Source organism: Streptomyces sp. ISL-12 (genome assembly GCF_018614415.1).
Lineage (GTDB): Bacteria > Actinomycetota > Actinomycetes > Streptomycetales > Streptomycetaceae > Streptomyces.
Window position 1 is genome coordinate 20,075 of record NZ_JAGGOO010000061.1, and the last position, 15,380, is coordinate 35,454.

The window sequence follows — 15,380 nt, forward strand, 5'->3', positions numbered from 1 at the left end:
CTTCCCCGGTGTTCAGGGAGAATCGACGGCAAGGGGGAACGATGATCGAGGAGCGGATCCGGCGGGTCTTCGCCGGTGCGGGCGCCGAGGGGCAGTTGCACGCCGTGCCCGTGCGTCTGAGCACAGGGGTCCACGGGGAGGCCGTCGTCGAGCCGGAGGCCCGTGAGGTCGCCGTGGGGGCCGACGACCTCGTGGTGATCGCCTCGGTCTTCAAGGTGCTGCTGGCGCTGGAATTCGCCCGGCAGGTCGTCGCGGGCCAGCTCGATCCGCGGGAGCGGGTACGGGTGACCGCGGCCGACCGGCTCGGCGGCTGGGGCACCGCCGGCTGTCTGGACGATGTCGAACTGTCCCTGCGCGACCTGGCCCACTTCGCGCTGTCGGTCAGCGACAACACGGCGGCCGACCTGCTGCTGGCCCGGGTCGGCCTGGACACCGTACGCCTGCTCGCGGAGGAACTCGGACTGGAACGGACCCGGATCGTGGGCGGTCCGCGGGACCTGCTGGAGTCGATGCTCCGGGAGGTCGGCGCGCGCGACGAGCGGGAGTTCGCCGTCCGCTACCCCGCCCTGCCGGAGGAACGCAAGAGACGGCTGGCCGTGCTGGATCCGCACCACACCACGGCGAGCACACCCCGCGAGATCACCCGGTTGCTCCGGCTCGTCTGGAGCGACGCCGCCGGGCCGCCGGAAGCCTGCGCGCTCGTACGCGACCTGATGGGACGTCAGGTGTTCCGGCACCGGCTGGTGTCGGGCTTCCCGGACGACGTGACGGTCGCGGCCAAGACCGGGACCCTGCCGGGGCTGCACATGGAGGCGGGCGTGGTCCGCTACCCCGACGGCGCGCACTACGCGGTCGCCGTCTTCGCCCGCACCCGCGACCTGGCCGCCTCCCGCCCCGCGGTGGACGCCGCGATCGGCAGGACCGCCGAGATGGCGGTCGGGTTCCTCCGCGGAGACGGAGATGGAGATGGAGATGGAGCCGGTGACGGCGACGGCGACGGCGACGGCGACGGCCGGTGACCGGGGCGCATATGCGTTCACGTATCACCAGGGCCGTGTTCCGGTCTTGGACGCGCGGTTCCGGTTCCTGTTCTCCTGACGCCATGACCCAGGACACACATGTCACGGGCGGCTCGGGCATGCCCTCCCGCCGCCGGTTCGACCGTCGTACGGTGCTGCGCGGCGCCGCGCTCGGCGCGGCCTCCCCGCTGCTCCCGGCCACCGCCGCCACCGCCTCGGCCGGGGGCGGTGACCGGGGCCGGGGCGGCCCGGCCGCCGGTTCCGCGTCGTTCCGCTGGCTCGGTACCGCCGGCTGGCGCATCGACGTGGGGGAACGGACCGTGCTCTTCGATCCGTACCTCACCCGCTTCCCCACGGGCCTCTTCGACGGCACCTTCGACCCGCGCACCCCGCTGCTGTCCCGGCCCACGGCCGTGGACCCGCACATCGGCCGCGCCGAACTCGTGCTGGTGAGCCACTCCCACTGGGACCACCTCGCCGACGTACCCCACATCGCCGGAACCACCGGCGCGCGCGTCGTCGGCACCGAGACCACGTACCACCTGCTGGTCGCCCTCGGCGTCGACGCGGGGCAGATCTCCGTGGTGAAGGGCGGCGAGGTGCTGGACTTCGGGGGCATCACCGTCGAGGTCGTGCCGAGCCTGCACAGCCGTAACAAGAAGTGCTCCTACTTCGCCCCGGGCACCCTGAACAGCCCGCCCGCGACACCCCCGAGCACCATCGGGGACCTGCCCGAGGGTGACACCCTCGCCTTCCAGGTGACCGCCGGGACGGACGGCCCGTCGGCGTTCCTCATGGGGGCCAGCGACTTCTCCGAGCGGGCGGTACAGGGGCTGCGCCCCGACCTCGCGATGATCGCCGTACCGGCCGGCACCGCGACCCACCGCTACGTACCCCGGCTCCTGAGCGCGCTGGACCACCCTCGCGTGGCCGTCCCCGTCCACTGGGACAACTTCGAGGTGCCGTACGGCGGTTCCCCCGAACGGGACCCGGCCATGGACCTGGACGCGTTCGTCGCCGAGGTCCAGCGGGTGTCCCCGGCGACACGGGTCGTCGTCCCGGACTACGGCACGGTGTACGACGGCGACCTGCGCCCGAGGAACTCGGCCACGGAGAGCACGCCACGATGAGCCGGCCTGGACAGCGGACACCCCGTGGGTCATTGACCTGAGAACGCTCTCGGGCCTGGAGCGCGCCCGCGGTCTTCAGCCACGGCGACGGTTCGCCGCGCGCCGTATGCGGCGGCCTGCGGCGAGAGCCACGAGCAGGGCGACACCGACGGCCGTCGCCGCGCGGCGCGCGGACGCGTCGGCCGTCGGCAGGGCGTCGCGCAGCCGGTCGAAAGCGCTCAGGGGTACGCCCGCGAGTGCGTTGCCGGGTGGCCGTCGGGGAACGGCCGGATGCGGATGGGTGGGGGCGGTGCGTCGCACGGCCTCCCAGACGGCTCCGACCCGGCGAAGTCGCCGGTCGTCCAAGGCGTCGCGCAAGCGGGGCAGGAGTGCGTCCTCCTCGTCCCGGATGTCCTGCCGTACGAGCCGGAACGCTTCCTCGGTCCATTCCTGACGCTCGGCGTCGTCCGCGCTCCTCTCGACCCGGGCGAGCAGGTCGTTGACGGCCTGGTGCTCCTCCTCGACCCGGGTGGTGAGGCCCTCTCCGTCGGGGACGAGGCGCCGCAGCAGGGGCCACAGGACGGTCTCCTCCGCGAAGGCGTGGCCGAAGACGAGGTGCGTGAAGTCCCGCCAGATCTGTTCCCGGCGGGTGTCGCGGGCGTCGGCTGCCCGGTAGGCGTTCATCAGCCGGTCTAGTTCGGCATGATCACGGCGCTGGCGGAGCAGCAGGCTGCCCGGCCCGCCCAGGTCCGCGACGCTCTGCCCGGCGATCGAGACGGTCACGGCGTCTCCCCGGTCCGCTCCGCGTGCGCCTCGGACGGCGGCCGGACTCGGTCCCGATCCCGGTCCCGCTCCAGGGGTACGCCGTGTGCGGCGTGTGCGGCGGTCACCTGCTCCGGCGGACTGGTGTCCCGGTTGTTGTGCTCGGACATCGTGATCTCCCTGGGGACGGTCCGGACCGCTCTGCCCGGCGGCACCCGCCGAGTACCCGACGCCCGCCCGGCCTACCCGGCGCCCAGGGCCACGGCCCGCACCGTCCGGCCGCCGGCACGCGACACGACGTTCCTCACCGGCCCGCGTCGGCCTCGGCTCGTCGCGGCCGACGCGGCCCGAGGCGCCCGTCCGGACGCCGCGGCCCGAGGCGCCCGTCCGGACGCCGCGGGTGTCCCTCGGCGTCCGGACGAGCCCTTGGACCGGGCAGGCCCTCGGGCCCTGACCGGACGGGCCCCCGCCGCTTTCGTGCGACGTGCGCTCCGGCCGTTCCGGCCGTCACCGTGCCCTGACCGCGCCGGGCCCTCGAAGGGGTGGTTCGAGGGCCCATTCGGTGCAATAGCCGCCAAAAACGGCAAAGGGTGAATTAACTTCCTCGCGACCGGTTACGCCTGCCTGTCCGCAGCGCTTCGCATCGAACCGCTGCGCCCGTGGCTCCGACTAGGAATGGTGATGGCGACCCACACCACTGAACCCGTCTCCCCGGTTCCGGCCGCGCAGGGACGCCGCGGCCGGGGCCGGGTGATCGTGTCCTGGCTGACGACCACCGATCACAAGAAGATCGGCCATCTCTACCTGATCACGTCGTTCTGCTTCTTCCTCATCGCCGGCCTGCTGGCGATGGTGGTCCGGGCGGAGCTGGCCCGGCCGGGGATGCAGATCCTGTCCACCGAGCAGTACAACCAGGCGTTCACGATGCACGGCACGATCATGCTGCTGCTGTTCGCCACGCCGACCTTCGCCGGGTTCGCCAACGCGATCATGCCGTTGCAGATCGGATCGCCCGACGTCGCCTTCCCCCGGCTGAACATGTTGTCGTACTGGCTGTTCGCCTTCGGCGGGCTCATCGTGCTGGCCAGTTTCCTGACCCCACAGGGCGCCGCCGACTACGGCTGGACCGCCTACACACCGCTCAGCGGGGCCTTCCGCTCCCACTACGTCGGTGCTGACCTGTGGATCATGGGGTTGGGGCTCTCCGGGTTCGGCACGATCCTCGGCGCGGTCAACTTCATCACCACGATCATCTGCATGCGCGCCCCCGGCATGACCATGTTCCGCATGCCGATCTTCACCTGGAACGTGCTGCTCACCTCGGTACTGGTGCTGCTGGCCTTCCCCGTGCTGGCCGCCGCGCTGCTGGTGCTGGAGGCGGACCGGCGGTTCGGGGCGCAGGTCTTCGCGGCCGAGAACGGCGGGGCGATCCTGTGGCAGCACCTGTTCTGGTTCTTCGGGCACCCGGAGGTGTACATCCTGGCGTTGCCGTTCTTCGGCGTGGTCAGCGAGATCATCCCGGTCTTCTCGCGCAAGCCGATCTTCGGCTACACGGGCCTCATCGGCGCCACCATCGCGATCACCGGTCTGTCGGTGACCGTGTGGGCGCACCACATGTTCGCCACCGGGGCCGTGCTGCTGCCGTTCTTCTCCTTCATGAGCTTCCTCATCGCGGTGCCGACCGGGGTGAAGTTCTTCAACTGGGTCGGCACGATGTGGCGGGGCTCCCTGTCCTTCGAGCCACCGATGCTGTGGGCGGCCGGCTTCCTCGTCACGTTCCTCTTCGGCGGTCTGACCGGCGTGCTCCTGGCATCACCGCCGATCGACTTCCACGTCACCGACAGCTACTTCGTGGTCGCCCACTTCCACTACGTGCTGTTCGGCACGATCGTCTTCGCGATGTTCGGCGGCTTCAGCTTCTGGTGGCCGAAGATGACCGGCACCATGCTCGACACGCGCCTGGAGAAGGTCCACTTCTGGACCCTGTTCGCCGGCTTCCACACCACGTTCCTGATCCAGCACTGGCTCGGCGCCGAGGGCATGCCCCGCCGCTACGCCGACTACCTGGCCGCCGACGGCTTCACCGCCCTCAACACCGTCTCCTCCATCGGCGCCTTCCTGCTGGGCCTGTCCACCCTGCCGTTCCTCTACAACGTGTGGAAGACCGCCCAGCGGGGCGAGAAGGTCCAGGTCGACGACCCCTGGGGGTACGGGCGTTCCCTGGAGTGGGCCACCTCCTGCCCGCCGCCCCGCCACAACTTCTGCACCCTGCCGAAGATCCGGTCCGAGTCCCCCGCCTTCGACCTGCACCACCCCGACATCTCCCAGTTCGATCAGGAGGAGAACGCCGGCCGGCGCGACGTTTTGGACGCGCCGGGACACAAAGGCGACCGCTCGTGAACCGGCCTCGGCCCGCCGCCTCACCGGACCCGCGAGCCGAGGCCCTGGCTCACCAGGTCGAGGGCTACCTCCTGGCCCACACCGAGCGGGAGCGGGCACGGCAGGAGGCCGCGGTCCTCTGCGACCGCCTGCCCTGGCTCACCACCGCGCAGGCCCAGGACCTCACCCGCCACTACACCGAACAGCGGCTCACCCTCACCCGCAGCGCCCTGCGGGCCACCGCGAACCGTGCCGAGAATCTGCGCCGCGAGTACGAGGAGCGCTACGCCGCCCTGCGCCGCACCCTGCTGAGACGGCACGCCGTGGTCGCCTCGCTCCTGCTCCTGGCCACCGGCACCGTGAGCGCGACGAGCGCCCTGCTGGTCCGCTAGCGCGTCCACGGCTCCGACCGGAACGGCCACCGGCCGGCCAGGGGACGCGGCACCGCCCGCCCGGCCGGCCGTAATTCCTGTGCGGCGGCCCGGGACACCCCCGTACGATCCGCTCGTCGCTCGCACACCAGTGCCCACCGGGGCGCCGTCGGGCGTTCACCAGGGGAGGGATCACTTGACCATGTTCTTCGACCTGAGACCCCGTGCGGTGAGACCCCGTGCGGTGAGACCCCGTGCGGTTCTCGCCTCCGCGGGAACCCTCGGCCTGGCGCTGGCCGCCGCGGTGTCGCCCGCGGGGGCGGCCGACGGGACGCCCACCACACCGACCCAGTTGTTCAACGGCTACCGGCACTGCTCGACGGACGCGGACCGGCCCTCGTACCGCCAGGCCGGCGAGGGCCTGGTCGTCGAGGGCGTTCCCGGGGGCACGGGCAGTACCGGCAGCCCCCTCGTCGGCGTGCGGTACCAGGCCTGGCCGGTCGGCGACCCGACGCGGATCACCACGGTCACCCGCGACCACGCCACCCCCGGCTTCGAGGCTCCCGCCACCCTGCCCGCCTCCGCGCTCGCCGACGGCCAGACGTACGCGTGGCAGGCCCGGACGGAGGCCGGGGAGGCGGTCTCGGACTGGTCGGCCCCCTGCTACGTCACGATCGACAACACCCGTCCGGCGAACGCCCCCGTCGTCACCTCCCCGAACTACGCGCCCGGCGTGTGGAACGAGGGCGGCGAGCCGGTCGAGTTCACCCTGGACGCCGGCGGTGTCGACGACGTCGAGGGGTTCGAGTTCTCCTGGCAGCCGGACCTGCCGGTCATCGGGACGAGCATCGGTGACCACGGCATTCCGCGGCCCGTCGACCCGTACGCCGACACCAGGTACTTCAAGCGCGCCGGCGCGCTCGGCGGTTCGGCCACGCTCAGCCTGGTTCCGCCGAGCGGCTCCGGTCCGATGACGCTGTACGTGCGCAGCCTGGACCGGGCCTACAACGGGTCGGCGATCGCCCGGTACGACTTCAACGTCGGTTCCACGGCGCCCAGCGTGACCCCGGCCGTCCCGGAACCCGGGTTCGGTGAGCCGACCGGGTTCACGCTCCGTCCCGATCCCGGACTCCAGGCGAAGAGCCCGGTGGTGAGCTACTCCGTGCGGACCACCGGCGGCCAGGAGGACAAGACCCTGGAGGTCGCCGCCGGGGCGGACGGCACGGCGGTCGTGGAACTCGCGCTGGACGGCATCTACCACCAGAGCGTCCAGGTGACCAGCAAGAGCGCCAACGGCTGGGTCAGCGACGAGGCCCAGTGGTACATCAGCTACGACACCACTCCCACCGTGGCTTCGGACACCTACCCGGAGAACGGCTCGGGCGGCGGAGCCGGTGTCCCGGGCACCTTCACCTTCGCCCCGAAGGTGAAGGACGTCGTGAGCTACACGTACACCTTCAACGACGGTGAGCCGCCGGTCACGGTCCCCGCGGACGCCGACCACACGGCGCGCGTCGACTGGGCCCCGGCCACGGACGGCTGGTACGACCTGACGGTCCACGCGACGACCCGCTCCGGCATCCAGCTGGCGCCCTACGACTACTTCTTCACCGTGAACTGAGGGCTGAGGTCCGGCAGGCGTACAGGCGCCGGGAAACCGGTGGGTGCCCCGCGTGCGTCCTGGCGTTCATGGCACAAGGCGGGAGCACCATGGGCGAGGAGCCGACGTGGGCGGAACTGCTGCTCACCTTCTTCCTCGTAGCGGCCGTCCCCACCGTTCTCGGCGGGGCGGCCGTCGTCTCCCTCGTCGGTCTGACGATGTGGGTGACGGCACCGCTGCGCAGGCGCAGGCGGGAACGGAAGGACCGGGCGGCACGGGTCCGGTGACCCGGGTGCGGGCGACAAGGCGGGGCGGGTGGGTCAGAATTTCCGCAAAGGCCGGTTTCCGCCCCCGCCCGTGAGGGGTTCGACGTGCTCGATGTTCCGTTCTGGCTGTGGGCGGTGTTCGCCGTCACCGTGGTCGTGTCGCTGGCCGTGGACCTGCTGGCGCACCGGCAGGCGCATGTCATCGGGTTCAAGGAGGCCGCCGCCTGGAGCGCGGTGTGGGTCGGCCTCGCCCTCGTCTTCGGCGCGGTCGTCTTCCTGGTCCTGGGCACGACGCCGGGGGTGGAGTACACCACCGCGTGGCTGCTGGAGAAGAGCCTGTCGGTCGACAACCTGTTCGTCTTCGCGCTGATCTTCGCCTACTTCAAGGTGCCGCGCGCCTATCAGCACCGTGTGCTGTTCTTCGGCGTCATGGGCGCGCTGGTGTTCCGAGGTCTCTTCCTGGCCGCCGGTGTGGCCGTGGTCAGCCGGTTCACCGCGGTGCTCTTCGTCTTCGCGGCCATCCTCTTCTACAGCACCTACAAGATCCTCAAGGGGGAGGAGGAGAGCTTCGACCCGGGCAAGAGCATCGCCGTACGGCTGCTGCGCAAGGCGGTGCCCGTGCGGGACGAGTACGCCGGGATGAAGTTCTTCGTGCGGGAGGCCGGCAAGCGGGTCGCCACCCCGCTGCTCGCCGTCGTGGCCGCGATCGAGGCGGCCGACCTGGTCTTCGCCGTGGACAGCGTGCCCGCCGTCCTCGCGGTCAGCGACGACGCCTTCATCGTCTACACCAGCAACGCGTTCGCCATTCTGGGCCTGCGGGCGCTGTACTTCCTGCTCGCCGGGCTGCTGGACCGGTTCCACTACCTCAGCAAGGGCCTCGCGCTGATCCTCTCCCTCATCGGCGTGAAACTGATCCTCCAGGCGTCCCACAAGATGTTCAGCAGCAGCATCCCGGAGATCCCGTCGCCCATCAGCCTCGCGGTCATCGCCACGATCCTGGCCGCGTCCGTCGTCCTGAGCCTGCGGCGGCCCGCCCCACGGGATTCCGGTGACCGGCCGCCGGAGGACGGCTGACCTGTTCCACGGGTTTCGTAAAATTTATCCTATATTTCGCCTATCGGCGTATGTTGGACATATGGGTAGAGACAAGCATGCGAACGCGCCGCAGGCCGAGCATGAGTGCCCGGCCTGCCACCACCCCGTCCACGAAGAGATCAAGCGGCACAAGACGATGGGCATCTACGTCCCCGTCTGGCGGCCGGGCCACTGCCGCAACCCGAGCTGCCCGGAGTACACCCGGACCTCCGCCCCCGAACTGCACGGTCACCACTGAGTACGACATACCGGTCGGCGCCGCCCGAGGGCGGCCGGGCGGGAGCCGGACAGAGAATCTCCCGCAGACATGTGTGAATGCCCATAAAACAGTCACTCTTCAAGAAAACCGGCTTACCGACGCGTCAGCGTGTGTCGAAGAGGAGCGGCTGATGAGTGACGCAGTGCAAGGCAACGCGACGAGGTTGCAGCAGACCGGAGAGACGGCCAGGGCGGAGGCGTCGGCCACGGCCGGGCAGGCCAAACAGGCCGCGGGCCAGGTCGCGGGTACCGCCGCCGATCAGGCCAGGGCGGTGGCGGGGGAAGCGCAGCGTCAGGCCGGCGTGGTCGCCCAGGACCTGTGGGGCCGCGCGTGGGACGAGGCCGACGCCCAGGCCAAGCGGGCCGCCGGGACGCTGCGCCACTGGGCGGACGACCTGGCGGGAATGGCCGAGAAGGCCGAGAGCGGTTCCCCTGCCCGCAGTCTCGCGGCCCAGGCTGCCGACGGCGGTCACCGGGCGGCCGACTACCTGGACCGCCAGGGAGTCGAGGGCGTCATATCCGAGGTGCAGGACTTCGCCCGCCGCCGCCCCGGCGCCTTCCTCGGCGGCGCGCTGCTGGCGGGGCTGGCCGTCGGACGCCTGGTGAAGGTGGCGGCCAAGGCGGACCAGTCCTCCGGAGACGGACAGCGGACGTCCTCCGGAGACGGACAGCCGCCGTTCCACGGAGACGGACAGCCGTCGTTCTCCGGAACGCCGGGTACGGCGCGGGGCGCCACCCGGAGCGCGCCGGGAGGCGCCACGCAGGGGCCGCCGGTGGTGCCGCCGTCCGTCGGCACACCCGCGCGCGAGACGCCGGGCCGTCCGTATCCGGAGGTGTGAGATGGCCTCCATCTCGCCCGACCGCGTCCGCGTCAGGACGCGCGACGACGACAGCTCGGTGGGCGAACTGCTGTCCGCCGTGACGTCGGACGTCCAGACCCTGTTCCGCCAGGAAGTCGAACTGGCCAAGACCGAGGTCCGACAGGAGGCGACCAAGGCCGGCAAGGCCGCCGGCATGTACGGCGGCGCGGGGTTCGCGGGCTACATGGTGCTGCTGTTCCTGTCGCTGGCCGCCGTGCTGGGACTGGCCAACGTGGTGGACGGAGGCTGGGCCGCGCTGATCGTGGCAGCGGTGTGGGCCGTGGCCGCGGCCGTCCTGTACCAGCGGGGCCGTGCACGGATGCGCACCGTGGCACCGAAGCCCGAGCAGACCGTCGAATCGATCAAGGAGAATGCGCAATGGGCACGTCACCCGACCAGATGAGGGCCGAGATCAACGCCACTCGGGAGCGGCTGTCCGCGGACGTGGACCAGCTCGCCGACCGGGCCGCCCCCCGACGTGTGGTCCGCCGCCGCGCCAGGAGGATGCGGGGTGCCGTCTCGGGCGTACGTGAACGGGTCATGGGCTCCGCCTACGACACCGCCCACGGGGTCAGGAACAGTGCGCAGTCCGCGGCCGGTTCGCTGCAGGAGGGCACCCATCAGGCGGCCGACACCGCGCGTGAGGCGGCCGGAACGGCGCGTGAGGCGGCCGGGACGGCCGGGGAAGCGGTACGGCAGGCCCCCGACCAGGCGATGCGCCGGACCCAGGGCAGTCCGCTGGCCGCCGGTCTGATCTCCTTCGGGCTCGGCATGCTGGTGTCCTCGATGCTGCCCGCGTCCCAGGCGGAGCGGGAGAAGGCCGGCGACCTGATGCAGCGGGGCGGCGAGGCGCTGGAGCCGGTGAAGCAGGCGGCCGCCGACTCCGCGCAGCACCTGAAGGAGAGCGCCAGGGAAGCCACGCAGAGCGCGGCGCAGGAGGTGAAGGACACCGCCGCGGAAGGGGCCCGCGCCACGCAGGACGAAGCGCGCGACCAGTCCGGCCGGGTGACCGGCCAGGCACGCGAATCGGGCCGGCAGGTCGCCGACGAGGCCAGGCACCGGTCCGGACCGGCCTGAACCCCGTGAGTCCGCATAGTCCGCAGAGTCCGTGGAGTTTGTGAGAACGGGACCGGCCCGAGCTCCGTGGGAGCCGGGCCGGTCCGTTCGTCCGGTTCCGGGCACCGGCCGCCGGCCGGTGCCCGGTCGTGGTGTCCGGCCGCGGATCAGACGGAGGCGCTGACGCCGACGTAGGCGCACTGGCCGACCGTGGCCAGAACCTCGTCCGTGGCGGCCCCGGCCTGCGCCACCACGTCGGCGCCGACGACGACGCCGGCCTGCGCGTTCAGGCCGCCGGCGACGTTGTCGAGGTCGGCGTCGGAGATCTCGGCGGTCTCGATCCCGGGGGCGGAGTTCATCATGAAACTTCCCTTCGTATGGGTCATCCACAAGGGGGGTGGCCCCGCTGGAGGCAGCCTGCGGGTCGTGCCGTGGACGCGCGGACCGGTCGCCCGGAACTCCCGCCCGCCCTTCGCGGCGCAGGGATCAAAACACGCCGCGCACCGCCGTATCCAGCCAACCGGCCCGCACCCCGGCCGAGTCCGGCGGACACGCGGCGGGTCCGTGCAGGCGGGCACACGGCATGGCGGCACCTTCTCCACATACCGTGCGGTACTCGGGCGCGACGTCCACGGCGCCCGGGTGCGCGAAGAGGACACTCCGGACCGCTCCGGATGAACGGACCGTCACCCTCCAGTCACTTGTGGAGATCTCTCGGTGACCGGGCCGGGGTTGCGCTTTCGGTGTGCAAGTTCATGGAAGCCCGTCCGCGACCCCACCGATCGACCCCACCGATCAATCCCGCCGACCCATGTGACGCATCTCACTCAAGAGGGAAAACCCGTGCGCCGGACCGGGCGTCTAGCGGGTGTGAGAGCAGTCAGGAAGGCACCGGGCGAACCGGACGAGGAACGTCTCGTCCGGCTGGTGGCCAGGGGCGACCGCGCGGCGTTCGAGGAGCTGTACCGGCGCACCGCGCCGTGGCTGGCGGTGCGGTTGCGCCGTCGCTGCGCCGATGAGCAGATCGTCGCCGAGGTCATGCAGGAGACGTATCTGGCGGTGTGGCGCGCGGCGGGCGCGTTCGCGGGCGACGCGGTGGGCGGGACGGCCGTCGGCTGGCTGTGGACGATCGCGGCGCGCCGCCTCGTCGACGCCTTCCGGCGCCGGGCCCACCACGCCGCGCCGCCGTCGGCCGCCGCTCCGGCCGCCGCGGCGCCGGCCGCCGAGGAGGAGGCGCTCGCGGCCACCGTCGGCGAGGACGTCGGGGACGCGCTGCGGCGCCTGGCACCGGAACTCAGGGACGTACTGCAGGCCTTGGTGCTCGACGGGCTGTCCGTCCGGGAGACCGCGGTCCTGCTCGGGCTGCCCGAGGGCACGGTCAAGACCCGTGCCCGCCGGGCCCGGATCGCGATGCGGAAGGCGCTGGTATGAGGGTGGAACACGCGTCGTCGCGGGACCTCGACGCGTACGCGCGCGGCGGCACGGACCTCGCCGCCGACGACGTATGGGCCCTGGAGGCCCATCTGGAAGCGTGCCGGGTCTGCCGTGACCGGCTGTCGGACGCCGTCACGGCCCGGGCGCCGGCCGTGGCGGCCCTGGTCGGCACCGTGTGGTCCGGCCTCGAACCCCGGCTGGCCGCCGTCGCCCCGGCGCCGCGCCGACGGTGGTGGTCGGCGCGGCGGTCGAGCCGGCTGACGCCCGCGATGGTGCCGTGGCTGGCCATGGTCGTGAGCGTGACCGTACTGGCGCTGCTGCTCGACCTGGCCGGTGCCGGCACCCGCATCGGCACCGGCACCGGCACCGGCACGGGTTCCGGCTCCGGCTCCGGCGACGTGTCCCTGGTCCTGCTGCTCGCCCCGGTCCTGCCCGTGCTCGGCGTCGCGGCGTCGTGGTCGCGCGGGCTCGACCCGGCGTACGAGCTGACGGCGTCGGTGCCCAGGGCCGGGCTCCATCTGGTGCTGCGGCGCACCGCGTCCGTGCTCGCCGTGGTCGTCCCCGCCCTGCTGGGCGCCGGCCTGCTGACGGGGGTGCCGGGCGTGACGGCCGCGCAGTGGCTGCTGCCCTGTCTGGCCTTCACGGTGACGACCCTGGCGCTCGGCGGTGTCGTCGGGGTGTCCCGGGCCGCCGTCGCGCTGGTGGCCGTATGGGCCGCCGTGGTCCTCGCGCCGACCCTCGCCGCGAGCCGCGCGACCTTCGTTCTGCAGACGGGCGGCCTGCCGGTGTGGGGGCTGGTCTGCGCGCTCGGCATCGGTGTCGTGATCGCCCGCAGAGGCGCGTACTCCGTGCTGGCAACCCATCGTTGACCCTCGTTGATCCTCGGAAAGGACCACCACATGACGTCCGCGGTGAGCGCGGCCGACCTCGCGCCGACGCCCTACGCCTGGGAGATCCGGGCCACCGGGCTGCGGGTCAGGGCGGGCCGGAAACGGATGGCCGTCGACGGCCTCGACCTGTCGCTGGGCACCGGCGTGCACGGCCTCCTCGGCCCCAACGGGGCGGGCAAGACCACCCTCATCCGCGCGCTGGCGACCGTACTGCGGCCCGCCGGGGGCTCCTTGGAGCTGCTCGGCCGGCCCGTGAGCGGCACGAGCGGCGCGGGCGGCACTGGCGAGCAGCGTGCGCTGCGCCGCCGGATCGGCTATCTGCCGCAGGAGTTCGGGTACTACAAGCGCTTCACCGTGCGCGAGTTCGTCGAGTACATGGCGTGGCTGAAGGAGGTGCCCAAGGCGGAGATCCCGGCGGCGGTGCAGCGTGCCGTGGAGCGGGTGGGCCTGGCGGACCGCGCCGATTCCCGGCTGAAGACACTGTCGGGCGGCATGGTGCGGCGGGTTGGCATCGCCCAGGCCGTCGTCAACGATCCGGCGGTCCTGCTGCTGGACGAGCCGACGGCCGGCCTCGACCCGGCGCAGCGGCTGCGCTTCCGCGAGCTGTTGCAGGAACTGGGCACGGACACCTGTGTGGTCGTCTCGACGCACCTGGTCGAGGATGTCGCCGCCGCCTGCAACGACGTGGTGCTCTTCGCCGAGGGCCGGCTGGTCTTCCAGGGCACCCCGGACCAACTGGCCGCGGCGGGCGGCCCGGAGCACGTGGGCGACAGTCCGCTGGAGCGCGGCTACTCGGCGCTGCTGCTGGCCCCCGAGCGGGAGAGGGGCACCTGGTGAACATCCGTGTCCTGCGCACCGAGCTGCGGCGCTCCGTCGCCCCGTGGGCCGGGACCGTGGTCCTGACGTCCGCGCTGGCGTTCCTGTACCTCGTCGACGGCGCGTGGTGGCGGGGCAGTACGGCGTGGACGGCCCAGTGGACGTCCCTGGCCCTGTGGACCCGCGGCCTGCTGTTCTACCTGTGGCCGCTCACCGTGGGGCTCGGGGCGCTGCAGGGCCTGCGCGATCACCGCTCCAGGATGACCGAGCTGCTGACGAGCACCCCGAGGCCCGCCCGGCACCGCGCCGCCGCGCTGACCGGTGCGACGGCCCTCACCCTGGCCGCGGCCTTCGCGCTCCTCGTCCTGGTGGGCGCCGTCCAGGTGATCGCCGGCTCCGGGTACCCGCACCTCGGATGGCTGCCGGTCTCGCTGGTGGGGGCGCTCTTCCTGGTCGCGGGTGCCGTACTGGGCATGGGCGCCGGGCGGGCCCTGCCGTCCGCGCTCACCCCGCCCGCGCTGGCCATGGGCGCCTTCGTGTTCACCGCCCTCCTCCAGTCGACGCTGGGCCGCACGGAGACGACCACGGCGGACGGGTACCCGGCCACGGAGCCGAACCGGCTCTCCCTGCTGTCACCGGCGGTGCAGGAGGTGCGCGACGTACTCGTCACGCTCTCCGTGCCCGTGCACGTCGGGCAGACGGTCTGGCTGCTCGGCATGGCCGCGACCGGCTTCGCGCTGCTGGTCGCCGCGACCCCGCGCGGCCGGCTGACCGCCCTGGTCCCCGTCGTGGCGGGCGCGGCGCTCGCCCTGCTCGTCCTGCCCTCCGACCCGCGCCGGATGTACGTCGTCGACGAGGCCGCCGCGGAGCTGGTGTGCGACGGCCCGGTGTGTGTCTCCCGGGCGCACCAGGCCCGGCTGGCCGGTCTGGTGGGTCCCGGCGAGGAGGCGCTGCGGCTGCTGCGCGGCGCCCTGGGCGACCGGGCGCCGGTCTCGGTCCGGGAGGACACCGCCGTACTGCCGGACGGCACGCTGCCGCGGTGGTCCCGCACGACCGTGCTGTTCGACTTCGACGACGACGTCGTCGCCGCCGCCTCGACGGACCGGGAGCTGACCCGGGCCCTGGTCGCCAAGGGCATGGTGCCGGGGTGCGCCCCGGCCGGCTGGAGCCGCTTCGGGCGGGAGACGTTCGCGCGGACCGCCGCGGTGGGCTGGGTCCTCGGGGATCTCCGGGCGCTTCCCGGTAACGGCCCGGCGAGCATGCGCCACGAGGCCGACGCCGAGGCCCGCCCGGTGTGGAAGGAACTCACGGCGCTGCCGCGGGCCGAGCAGCTCTCGCGGATCGAGGCGATGCGCGCCGCCGCGTTCTCCTGCGAGGGCGACGCGTTCGACGCGCTGACCGGTGGTGCGTCCCGGTGAGACGGCTGACGGGGCCCGCGCGACGGCTGACGCGGCACGCGGGACGG

18 protein-coding genes are annotated in these 15,380 nt (G+C 72.5%); 15 read left to right on the forward strand and 3 right to left on the reverse strand.

The window, feature by feature from the left end; all coding sequences use genetic code 11:
- Positions 1 to 41 precede the first annotated feature (41 nt).
- Positions 42 to 1,019, forward strand: a complete 978-nt coding sequence (locus J7I94_RS17360) for a serine hydrolase (RefSeq protein WP_215168027.1) — start codon at positions 42 to 44, stop codon at positions 1,017 to 1,019.
- A gap of 83 nt (positions 1,020 to 1,102) precedes the next feature.
- Entirely contained in the window at positions 1,103 to 2,149 is a 1,047-nt protein-coding gene (locus J7I94_RS17365) for an MBL fold metallo-hydrolase (RefSeq protein WP_215168028.1), read from the forward strand.
- A 75-nt stretch (positions 2,150 to 2,224) separates the two neighbouring features.
- Here J7I94_RS17365 and J7I94_RS17370 read toward each other — a convergent pair whose 3' ends face one another.
- Positions 2,225 to 2,911 (reverse strand): hemerythrin domain-containing protein, encoded by a 687-nt coding sequence (locus J7I94_RS17370; protein WP_308114594.1) that lies wholly within the window; start codon positions 2,909 to 2,911, stop codon positions 2,225 to 2,227.
- Positions 2,908 to 3,060, reverse strand: coding sequence for a hypothetical protein (locus tag J7I94_RS17375; RefSeq protein WP_215168029.1), 153 nt, complete (start codon positions 3,058 to 3,060; stop codon positions 2,908 to 2,910). The genes J7I94_RS17370 and J7I94_RS17375 overlap by 4 nt, the downstream gene beginning before the upstream one ends.
- Positions 3,061 to 3,571: 511 nt before the next feature.
- On the opposite strand from J7I94_RS17375, the gene ctaD reads away from it, so the two are divergent.
- From ctaD to J7I94_RS17420, 9 genes are all read left to right on the forward strand, one after another.
- Positions 3,572 to 5,290 (forward strand): cytochrome c oxidase subunit I, encoded by a 1,719-nt coding sequence (gene ctaD / locus J7I94_RS17380; protein WP_215168030.1) that lies wholly within the window; start codon positions 3,572 to 3,574, stop codon positions 5,288 to 5,290.
- Positions 5,287 to 5,661 carry a hypothetical protein gene (locus tag J7I94_RS17385; protein ID WP_308114595.1) on the forward strand — a complete coding sequence of 125 codons (375 nt, stop codon included), beginning with the start codon at positions 5,287 to 5,289 and terminating at the stop codon, positions 5,659 to 5,661. Before ctaD ends, J7I94_RS17385 begins: the two co-directional genes overlap by 4 nt.
- A gap of 223 nt (positions 5,662 to 5,884) precedes the next feature.
- Complete coding sequence (locus J7I94_RS17390; protein ID WP_308114596.1) at positions 5,885 to 7,261, forward strand: hypothetical protein; 1,377 nt, start codon at positions 5,885 to 5,887, stop codon at positions 7,259 to 7,261.
- 68 nt (positions 7,262 to 7,329) lie between these two features.
- Positions 7,330 to 7,527 (forward strand): hypothetical protein, encoded by a 198-nt coding sequence (locus J7I94_RS17395; RefSeq protein WP_215168102.1) that lies wholly within the window; start codon positions 7,330 to 7,332, stop codon positions 7,525 to 7,527.
- Positions 7,528 to 7,611: 84 nt separating this feature from the next.
- Positions 7,612 to 8,580, forward strand: a complete 969-nt coding sequence (locus J7I94_RS17400; RefSeq protein WP_215168031.1) for a TerC family protein — start codon at positions 7,612 to 7,614, stop codon at positions 8,578 to 8,580.
- A gap of 61 nt (positions 8,581 to 8,641) precedes the next feature.
- Positions 8,642 to 8,839: a hypothetical protein gene (locus J7I94_RS17405; RefSeq protein ID WP_215168032.1), complete on the forward strand. Its 198-nt coding sequence runs from the start codon at positions 8,642 to 8,644 to the stop codon at positions 8,837 to 8,839.
- A 151-nt stretch (positions 8,840 to 8,990) separates the two neighbouring features.
- Positions 8,991 to 9,698, forward strand: a complete 708-nt coding sequence (locus tag J7I94_RS17410) for a hypothetical protein (RefSeq protein WP_215168033.1) — start codon at positions 8,991 to 8,993, stop codon at positions 9,696 to 9,698.
- Between the two features lies 1 nt (position 9,699).
- On the forward strand, positions 9,700 to 10,122 hold the full coding sequence (locus tag J7I94_RS17415; RefSeq protein WP_215168034.1) for a phage holin family protein: 423 nt from the start codon (positions 9,700 to 9,702) through the stop codon (positions 10,120 to 10,122).
- Positions 10,098 to 10,796: a DUF3618 domain-containing protein gene (locus J7I94_RS17420; RefSeq protein ID WP_215168035.1), complete on the forward strand. Its 699-nt coding sequence runs from the start codon at positions 10,098 to 10,100 to the stop codon at positions 10,794 to 10,796. Before J7I94_RS17415 ends, J7I94_RS17420 begins: the two co-directional genes overlap by 25 nt.
- 146 nt (positions 10,797 to 10,942) lie before the next feature.
- Here the strand turns inward: J7I94_RS17420 and J7I94_RS17425 are convergent, their stop codons facing one another.
- Positions 10,943 to 11,137 carry a hypothetical protein gene (locus J7I94_RS17425; RefSeq protein WP_251075297.1) on the reverse strand — a complete coding sequence of 65 codons (195 nt, stop codon included), beginning with the start codon at positions 11,135 to 11,137 and terminating at the stop codon, positions 10,943 to 10,945.
- Between the two features lie 508 nt (positions 11,138 to 11,645).
- On the opposite strand from J7I94_RS17425, the gene J7I94_RS17430 reads away from it, so the two are divergent.
- From J7I94_RS17430 to J7I94_RS17445, 4 genes are read left to right on the forward strand one after another with little or no spacing between them, the layout of a single operon-like run.
- Complete coding sequence (locus J7I94_RS17430; RefSeq protein WP_215168036.1) at positions 11,646 to 12,206, forward strand: RNA polymerase sigma factor; 561 nt, start codon at positions 11,646 to 11,648, stop codon at positions 12,204 to 12,206.
- Positions 12,203 to 13,078 (forward strand): zf-HC2 domain-containing protein, encoded by an 876-nt coding sequence (locus J7I94_RS17435; RefSeq protein ID WP_215168037.1) that lies wholly within the window; start codon positions 12,203 to 12,205, stop codon positions 13,076 to 13,078. Before J7I94_RS17430 ends, J7I94_RS17435 begins: the two co-directional genes overlap by 4 nt.
- A 30-nt stretch (positions 13,079 to 13,108) precedes the next feature.
- On the forward strand, positions 13,109 to 13,936 hold the full coding sequence (locus J7I94_RS17440) for an ABC transporter ATP-binding protein (RefSeq protein WP_215168038.1): 828 nt from the start codon (positions 13,109 to 13,111) through the stop codon (positions 13,934 to 13,936).
- Positions 13,933 to 15,333, forward strand: a complete 1,401-nt coding sequence (locus tag J7I94_RS17445; protein WP_215168039.1) for a hypothetical protein — start codon at positions 13,933 to 13,935, stop codon at positions 15,331 to 15,333. Before J7I94_RS17440 ends, J7I94_RS17445 begins: the two co-directional genes overlap by 4 nt.
- The last annotated feature ends 47 nt before the right edge of the window (positions 15,334 to 15,380 follow it).

Excerpts from the sequence above, each read along its gene's own strand:
- J7I94_RS17360 (WP_215168027.1), top strand. The coding sequence starts at position 42 with ATGATCGAGGAGCGGATCCGGCGGGTCTTCGCCGGTGCGGGCGCCGAG.
- J7I94_RS17365 (WP_215168028.1), top strand. The coding sequence starts at position 1,103 with ATGACCCAGGACACACATGTCACGGGCGGCTCGGGCATGCCCTCCCGC.
- J7I94_RS17375 (WP_215168029.1), bottom strand. The coding sequence starts at position 3,060 with ATGTCCGAGCACAACAACCGGGACACCAGTCCGCCGGAGCAGGTGACC.
- ctaD (WP_215168030.1), top strand. The coding sequence starts at position 3,572 with ATGGCGACCCACACCACTGAACCCGTCTCCCCGGTTCCGGCCGCGCAG.
- J7I94_RS17395 (WP_215168102.1), top strand. The coding sequence starts at position 7,330 with ATGGCACAAGGCGGGAGCACCATGGGCGAGGAGCCGACGTGGGCGGAA.
- J7I94_RS17405 (WP_215168032.1), top strand. The coding sequence starts at position 8,642 with ATGGGTAGAGACAAGCATGCGAACGCGCCGCAGGCCGAGCATGAGTGC.
- J7I94_RS17410 (WP_215168033.1), top strand. The coding sequence starts at position 8,991 with ATGAGTGACGCAGTGCAAGGCAACGCGACGAGGTTGCAGCAGACCGGA.
- J7I94_RS17415 (WP_215168034.1), top strand. The coding sequence starts at position 9,700 with ATGGCCTCCATCTCGCCCGACCGCGTCCGCGTCAGGACGCGCGACGAC.
- J7I94_RS17420 (WP_215168035.1), top strand. The coding sequence starts at position 10,098 with ATGGGCACGTCACCCGACCAGATGAGGGCCGAGATCAACGCCACTCGG.
- J7I94_RS17425 (WP_251075297.1), bottom strand. The coding sequence starts at position 11,137 with ATGATGAACTCCGCCCCCGGGATCGAGACCGCCGAGATCTCCGACGCC.
- J7I94_RS17435 (WP_215168037.1), top strand. The coding sequence starts at position 12,203 with ATGAGGGTGGAACACGCGTCGTCGCGGGACCTCGACGCGTACGCGCGC.
- J7I94_RS17440 (WP_215168038.1), top strand. The coding sequence starts at position 13,109 with ATGACGTCCGCGGTGAGCGCGGCCGACCTCGCGCCGACGCCCTACGCC.